This is a genomic window from Kitasatospora indigofera, from assembly GCF_014655955.1.
GTDB lineage: Bacteria > Actinomycetota > Actinomycetes > Streptomycetales > Streptomycetaceae > Kitasatospora > Kitasatospora indigofera.
In genome coordinates this window covers 1-6,560 of the sequence record NZ_BNBO01000106.1, presented here as the reverse complement: position 1 = coordinate 6,560, position 6,560 = coordinate 1, and the positions used below count along the sequence as shown (strand labels likewise).

The window sequence follows — 6,560 nt, the reverse complement described above, 5'->3', positions numbered from 1 at the left end:
TCGCGGTGAAGGTCAGCGGCGCGGTGCCGCCGGAGGCCGCGATCTGCAGGTTGGCCGAGGAGTTGACCGTGCTGGACTGGTTCCCCGGGTTGGTCACCGAGACGGCGGTGCCGGCCGGCTTGGTGAGCAGGCAGCCGCTGACGTTGAGGTCGATGACCCGGCCCGTCCCGAGGCAGGTGGTGAACCAGTAGGTCTCCTGGCCGTAGCTCTGGCCCTTGGTGACCTTGGTGGTGCCGTCGGCGGCCACCTCGCACGGGTTGTTCAGCGTGCACATGGCGCCGTCGTCGTTGCCGGTGTTGTTGATGCCGACGACCCGCTTGCTGGTGGCGTCGACGATCGGCGAGCCGGAGGTGCCGTGGGTGGTGTTGCAGCCGGTGCTGTAGCGGAGCGAGTCGTGCCAGGTCCACTCGTCCTCACGCAGCGTGCCGACGAACCCGTTGACGGAGCAGTTCCACGTCTGCTTCCAGTAGGACGACGGTATGAACATGGCGGAGCCGTCGACCGGGTGGGTGTCACTGATCGTCAGCGCCGTCGTGGCGTACTTGGTGGTGATCGACGCGTAGGTGTCGGTCAGTTGGTACAGGGCGACGTCGGTGCCCGTCATGGTCGCGTAGAGGACCTTGTCCGCCTGGACGGTGCCGAGCGAGGCGCCGGAGGGGCTGAGCAGCGTGCCGCTGCGGCTGGCGCTGGTGTTCTGGATGACCTGGCCGGCGGAGGGCATCGTCGGCAGGCAGTGCCCGTTGGTGAGCATCAGGGCCCGGTCGGTGTCCACCGAGGAGGGGTAACGAACCAGCGAGGCCGAGCAGTTGCTCAACGCGATGGTGGCCGTGAGGTCGCCGGCCTGGGCTGCCGCCTGCGCCGGGGTGGCGGCACAGGTCAGGACTCCCGCGGCGAGCGCGGCCGCACCGAATGCGGCGGCAAGTCTCTTGAACATGGCTCTCCTTGTGGGGGATGACGGGGCGTCCGACCGGTTGCGGACGCCCACGCCCGCATGAAACTGCCATGGCCACTTCAAAGAGGTCAACCATGCGGACCGAACTCGCGGCCGAATTCCCTTGCTCCGGGGCTCCGGAGAGCATCGGGAGCCCCTGGCATCGCCCCTCACCACACCCGTGCGCCCATCGGCCGGGCCGCGCGTCCGGGCAGCCGTCCGGAGCCGGCTTTTTGACGGGAAAGGGACTCCGCCGGCCCCGGCCGGTACGCGGGGGGCACCGGCGGGCGGGCACCCGGGGGGGCCAGGCGGTGGTACTCGGCGGGGACCGCCGGGCCCTGCGGGTGGTGCTCGGCGGGGACCCCCGCGTACCGGCCGGGGCCACCGACGGCGGCCCTCGGGGGCATCGGGCCACCGGTGGCGCTCGTCGTGCGAGCCCCCGGGCGCGCACGCCCCCCGAGGGACAGGCCGGCGGCACCGGCCCGGACCGCCTCCCGCACCCGCCCGCGAACCCCGTTCGGCCCGCCCGGCGCCGGGCGCGCCGGCCCTCCGCGAGCGCCCGCCCGGACCGACCGGCCTAACCTTGAGGTGGGCGCCGTGGCGCCCGCCCCGCACGGTACGGCGGACACCCCGGTGACCACCGGGCCCGCCACCGCGGGGGACGGGACCCGGCGGTCGGTCCACCCCGATCCGGCACGCGGGAGCGCACAGGGGGTTTCGCACGAAGGGACGCACGCCATGGCAGCGACGGACAGCGCGAGGGGCGACGACGTCTACCAGCCCGACGGCGGCGAGATCGTCGACGACAGCGGCATCCTGGACGCCCAGGACACGCTCACCGGGCGGGAGGCCGATCCGTACGACGAGGGCTGGTCGCCACCGGAACGCGCGCTCGCGGTCGAGCGCGTCGGGACGACGGCCGAGGAGCAACGTGCGGGGGAAAGCCTGGCCCAGCGGTTGTCCGAGGAGCTCCCGGACCCGGCCCTGGACTTCACGGCCGACCCCGGGGACGGGATCGGCGACGTGTCCGACACCGACGGGGAGCCACGGGACGGTGAGGTCGGGGCCACCCGCTCGGGCCGGCTGACCGCCCCCTCGGGGCGCAATCCCAGCACCTTCGCCGAGGACGTGGGCATCGACGGCGCGGCCGCCTCCGCGGAGGAGGCCGCCGTCCACATCATCCCGGCCGACGGCGAATTCCCCTGACCCCGCCCCCGCGCCGGATTCCGGCACCCGCGATCCCTGCCCCGGTGTCATGGATCCCCTCGATCGGGGAACACGCGTACGGCGACACGCAGCCGCCGGGCCGCCGGGGACGGGCGGAGGATGGACGATGGAGAGGATCCCGCGCGGCGGAGCCGGAGGGACTCCGCCCGATCACCGCGGGCACCGGTACGAGAGCCGCCGCCCGGCGCGGGCGGCCCGGTACCCACGAGCAGCAGCACCGGCGGTCAGGACCGGCAGCCCCGGCCTCCGCCGACCCGCAGAAGCACCAAGGAGGCAGTATGAACACTCAGTCCGACCCGAACCGGTCGTCCGAGGGCATCACGCCCGACGCACTGCTCCACGTGGGCACCGAGGGCCCGGTCACGGCCGAGGACATCGTCCTGGCGTCCGGCCGCGACCTCAACCCGAAGAACCTCGCCTGGGCCGAGCAGAAGCTCGCCACGGAGGGCAAGGCGGCCCTCGACAGGCTGCTCCCCTGACCCCGGCCCCGCCGGCCCACCCGGCCCCCGCCGAGGACGGCCGCGCCGCGCGGCCCGCGCGGCGGTGAGCCCCCACCCCCCGTGCCCTTCCCGAGCGCCGGCCGGACGCCCGGCCCCGGACCCCGTTCCGACCGGGGCCGGGGGCGTCCGCGCCGGCGTTCGGACGTGCCCGGCCGCGCCGGGTACCCCGGATGGACGTACGCGGCCCCCGGCATGCGGGCGGCGCGCCGCCGCCGCTCCCGGTGGGCGGAGCGGTCAGCGCGCCGGGGGGAGCACCAGGGGGAGGAAGACCGTGTCGACGATCTCTTCAAGGACGTCGTCGGGCACGGGGGCGAAGGTCATCAGGATCTCGTGGCGCAGCAGGTCGAACGGCAGTGACCGGACGCGTTCGGTGAGGGGTTCCGGCTTGATCTCACCGCGTTCGACGGCCCGGTCGAACAGCACGTCCAGGGCCTGCGCGCGCCCGGTCACCAGGGGATCGCGCAGGTCACCGGGGCTGGTGCCGGTCTCCCGGTAGTAGCCGGCCAGGTGCGCGCCCATGACGGTGATGAACTGGACCCGGGTCGCGTTGATCTCCCGCATCAGGGTGAGCACGTCCCCCCGCAGGCTGCCCGTGTCGGGGGTGTCGAGGCGGTACTCCCGCAGGACGTGGACGGTGGCCGCCCGGACGAGGTCGTCGCGGTCCGACCAGCGGCGGTAGAGGACGGAGGGACTGGTGCCCGCGCGCCGGGCGACGGCCTCCATGGTGAACCTGGCGTAGCCGGTCTCCGCGAGTTCCTCCCAGGCCGCGTCGAGGAGCGCCTTCTCCAGTGCCGCCCCGCGGCGCCGCTCGGGCATGGGTGCCTCCCTCAATAGGATAGGTTTGCGTATCTTATTCTAGCGCCCTACCCTGGCAGCCGTAAGATACGAATCCATATCTTAGGTGGCTGTCGATGAGCACTCCCCCCGGGATCGCACCCGCACCCGCGGCGGCGGACCCCACCGCCGGCCCGCCCGAATCCTTGCGCGCGGCCTGGCCGGCCCTGGCCGGACTCTCGGCGGTCTTCCTGTTCGAAATGCTGGACACCTCGGTGCTGAACATCGCGCTGCCCACGATCGGGCGCGAGTTGCACGCGTCGACGGTCGTGCTGCAGTGGGTGACCAACGCGTACGCGGTCACCTTCGGCGGGCTGATGCTCGCCCTCGGCGCGACGGCCGACCGGTTCGGCCGGCGGCGGATCATGCTCGTCGGCCTGACGCTGCTCGGCCTGGCGAGCCTGGCGACCGCGTTCGTCACCAGCGCGGAGCAGCTGATCGCCGTCCGCGCGCTGACGGGCGTCGCGGCGGCGATGACGACACCGGGGTCGATGGCGCTGGCCTTCCGGCTGTTCGAGGAGGACGGCCTGCGGGTCCGCGCGGCGACCCTGATCTCCACCGTGGGACTGGTCGGCCTCGCGATCGGCCCCACGGTCGGCGGCCTCGTGCTCGCGGTCGCCCCGTGGCAGGTGCTGCTGCTGGTCAACGTGCCGATCGCGGTGCTGGCGGCCGTCGGCGTCCGCGCGGGCATCGCCGCGGACGAGCCGGCCGGCCTCCACCGCGAACCGGTGGACGTCCTCGGCGCGGCGCTCGGGACGGCGACGATCGTGCCGGCGCTGGTCGCCCCCACCCTGTTCGTGACCGAGGGCGTCCGGGCCTGGCAGCCGTGGACGACCGCCGCCGCTGCCGCCACCGCGGCCGTCCTCTTCCTCCTGCGCGAGCGCTCGGCGCGCCATCCGCTCCTCGACCTCGCGCTCGTCGCCCGCCCCCTCGTGTCGAGCGGCCTGGCCTACAAGGCCGCGGCCGGGCTGGCCACCGCCGGGCTCGGCTACCTGGTGACCCTGCAGCTGCAGCTCGACCGGGGGTGGACGCCCGCCCTCGCGGCCGTCGGGATGCTGCCGCAGGTCGTCGTCCTCGTGGCGGGCGGCGCCTTCGTCAATCCGTTCGTGCGGCGCGTCGGTCTCGACCGGGCCGCCCGCCTCAGCGCGACGGCGGTGGTGTCCGGACTCGCCGTCTACAGCCTGCTGGGCCGCTTCGGGTACGCCTGGGTGGCGGTCGCCCTCGTGCTCGTGGCAGCCGGGATGCGGGTGGTCGGCGTGGTCGCCGGGGTCAATGTGCTCCGCGGCCTGCCGAAGGACCGGACCACGATCGGGGCGGCGCTCACCGACACCGCCACCGAGGTCACCGCCGGTGTCGGGATCGCCGTCTGCGGAACCGTGCTCGCGGCCCTCTTCGGCGGCGGCATCGCCGCGGGCCACTGGAGCCCGCGGCAGAGCGCGCAGTTCCACGAGGCGGTCACCGTCGCCGGCCTGCTGCTCACCGTGGCCGCCGCCGCGCTGGTCGGCTGGGCGGTCCTGCGCACCCGGAACCTCACGGACGGCCCGCCGGGCCGGGCGGACGCCGCCCCGGCCGGCGGGTAGACCGGGACCGCGGACGCCCCGGGCGTACGTCCTGGCGGTCCACCGCGGCCGGGCGCCCCCGGCCCGGGGCCGTACGCCGGGCCGTGTACGCAGGGCCGTACGCAGGGGCCCGTATGCAGGTCCGTATGCAGGGGCCGAGTGCGGTTCAGGAACGCCGTTCGGGAAAGACGGTTCCCATGGCATCCCCGTCCAGACCCGAGCACCCCTCCGGCGACACCGCCGGCGACACCTCCGACGGCCCCTCCGGCCCTACGGGAGCCCGCCCCGGCCCGTCGCCGCTGGTGCTGCGCAAGGCCCCGGCCGCACCCTCGGGGCTGTCCGCGCGGTCCTGGCGGAGCGTCCTGCTGCGCACCGGCCGGGAGTGCCTGGCGGACGAGCTCCCGGACCGGGCCGCCGCCCTCACCTACTACGGCGTGCTGGCGGTCTTCCCCGCGCTGCTCGTGCTGGTCTCGCTGCTCGGGGTGATCGGCAGGTCGGCGACCGAGCGGATCCTCGACGGCCTCCAGGGCCTCGCGCCGGGCCCGGCCCGGGAGATCCTGCGCGAGGCCGTCGACCAGCCGCAGCAGGCCGGCGCCTCCGGCTCGGTCCTCGCCCTGCTGGGCCTGGCGGCGGCCGTCTGGGCCGCCTCCGGCTACGTCGGCGCCTTCATCCGCTCCGCCAACGCGGTCTACGACATCGCCGAGGGCCGCCCGGTCTGGAAGCTCACCCCGCTGCGCCTCGGGCTGACCGTGCTGCTGATGGTGCTGCTCGCCGCCAGCGCCGTCATCGTCGTGTTCACCGGACCGCTGGCGGACCGGGTCGGCCGGGCCCTGGGCATCGGCGCCACCGCGCTCACCGTGTGGACGGTGGCCAAGTGGCCCGTCCTGGTACTGCTCGTGGTGCTGATGATCGCGCTGCTGTACTGGGCGGCGCCCAACGTGCGCGGGCGCGGCTTCCGCTGGGTGACCCCCGGCAGCGTGCTCTCGGTGCTGCTCTGGCTGGCCGCGTCCGCCGGGTTCGCCTTCTACGTGGCCACCTTCGGTTCCTACAACCGCACGTACGGGACGCTCGCCGGAGTCGTCGTCTTCCTGGTCTGGCTCTGGCTCTCCAACTTCGCGATCCTGCTCGGCCTCCAGTTCGACGCCGAACTCTCCCGCGCCCGCGCCGTCGCCGGCGGCCTCCCCGAGGGCGAGGAGCCGTACGTGGCCCCGCGCGACACCAGCACCTGGCCCCTCGGCCGCAAACACTGACCCCGCCGGAGTGCTGACCCCACCGAAGCGCTCACCCGGCCCCGCGGCCGGCATCGCGACCGGCCCGCGCCCCTCCCCCACGACCGGCCGCGCAACCGGCCTCGCAACGGCGAGGGCCCGCCCCCGGGAGTGCGCTCCCGGGGGCGGGCCGTGGTCGTGCGGCGCGGGGCCGCCCGGCCGAGGTCAGCCCTTGCGGCCGGCCGTCTCGGCGGTGAGCTGCGGGAGGACGGTGAAGAGGTCACCGACCACGCCGTAGTCG

Annotated in this window: 6 protein-coding genes; 4 read left to right on the top strand and 2 right to left on the bottom strand. The window is 74.8% G+C overall.

The window, feature by feature from the left end:
- A partial coding sequence (locus tag IE329_RS39380) for a S1 family peptidase (protein ID WP_190215877.1) occupies window positions 1-934 on the bottom strand: 934 nt, incomplete at its 3' end.
- Between the two features lie 735 nt (window positions 935-1,669).
- Here IE329_RS39380 and IE329_RS39375 point away from each other — a divergent pair.
- Both IE329_RS39375 and IE329_RS39370 read left to right on the top strand, forming a co-directional pair.
- Window positions 1,670-2,137 carry a DUF5709 domain-containing protein gene (locus IE329_RS39375; RefSeq protein ID WP_190215876.1) on the top strand — a complete coding sequence of 156 codons (468 nt, stop codon included), beginning with the start codon at window positions 1,670-1,672 and terminating at the stop codon, window positions 2,135-2,137.
- 299 nt (window positions 2,138-2,436) lie between these two features.
- Window positions 2,437-2,637, top strand: coding sequence for a hypothetical protein (locus tag IE329_RS39370; protein WP_190215875.1), 201 nt, complete (start codon window positions 2,437-2,439; stop codon window positions 2,635-2,637).
- Window positions 2,638-2,892: 255 nt separating this feature from the next.
- Here IE329_RS39370 and IE329_RS39365 read toward each other — a convergent pair whose 3' ends face one another.
- On the bottom strand, window positions 2,893-3,474 hold the full coding sequence (locus tag IE329_RS39365) for a TetR/AcrR family transcriptional regulator (protein WP_190215874.1): 582 nt from the start codon (window positions 3,472-3,474) through the stop codon (window positions 2,893-2,895).
- Between the two features lie 95 nt (window positions 3,475-3,569).
- On the opposite strand from IE329_RS39365, the gene IE329_RS39360 reads away from it, so the two are divergent.
- Together IE329_RS39360 and IE329_RS39355 are read left to right on the top strand one after the other, a co-directional pair.
- On the top strand, window positions 3,570-5,072 hold the full coding sequence (locus tag IE329_RS39360) for an MFS transporter (RefSeq protein WP_190215873.1): 1,503 nt from the start codon (window positions 3,570-3,572) through the stop codon (window positions 5,070-5,072).
- Window positions 5,073-5,248: 176 nt separating this feature from the next.
- Complete coding sequence (locus IE329_RS39355) at window positions 5,249-6,301, top strand: YihY/virulence factor BrkB family protein (RefSeq protein WP_190215872.1); 1,053 nt, start codon at window positions 5,249-5,251, stop codon at window positions 6,299-6,301.
- Window positions 6,302-6,560: the final 259 nt, after the last annotated feature.